Here is a 560-nt window from a genome sequence, read left to right as displayed (position 1 = left end):
ACGTCAACCAAGGTATAGGACGGGAAGGCGTATTGTTTTTGCGTGTCTTGGTAAGACTTACCAAAATACGAAACATTGCCGTTCAAGGTCAAGCCCTTGGCAAACGGTGTATCCCATTCCACGCCTGCTTTGGCAATCACGCGCGGGTTGGCGACTTGTACGCCGTTAACCAAATTGTCGGCGAAATTCGGATAATCTTTTACGGTTGATTGCAGATACATCAAACCAAAGCTTGGACGCAGGGTTTTGTCCAACAAGTTGGCATAGGTATTGAACTCAATACCACGGCTGCGTTCCATGCCTTGTTTGTCGCCTGCCGCGCCGCCCAAAGCTTTATACGCGGCAAAGTCTGTTTTGCCGGTGGTAGAACCGCGCCAGTAGCCCGGACGTTTGATTTGGAACGCGTTTAACGTGGTCACGAAATTGCCCCAGTTTTTACGCACGCCCACTTCAAACTGACGACTGACACGCGGTTTAGACATGGTGGTATTGCCATCATCGTCGGTTTTAATGTCGGCTGGCTCTAAGTCTTCCATGTAGTTGCCGTAGACGACTAAATC

The 560-nt window shown here is 49.8% G+C and carries 1 protein-coding gene; it reads right to left on the bottom strand.

The window, feature by feature from the left end; translation table 11 throughout:
* Window positions 1-560 (bottom strand): TonB-dependent receptor domain-containing protein (locus tag ACTHTY_RS11475; RefSeq protein ID WP_440367738.1); only part of this gene is annotated, 560 nt, incomplete at both ends.

The sequence above is a fragment of the Neisseria sp. P0019.S002 genome, from assembly GCF_051957155.1.
GTDB classification, from domain to species: Bacteria; Pseudomonadota; Gammaproteobacteria; order Burkholderiales; family Neisseriaceae; genus Neisseria; species Neisseria perflava.
Note: the sequence above shows the minus strand (reverse complement) of the source record. Positions and strands in the feature narration are given on the sequence as shown.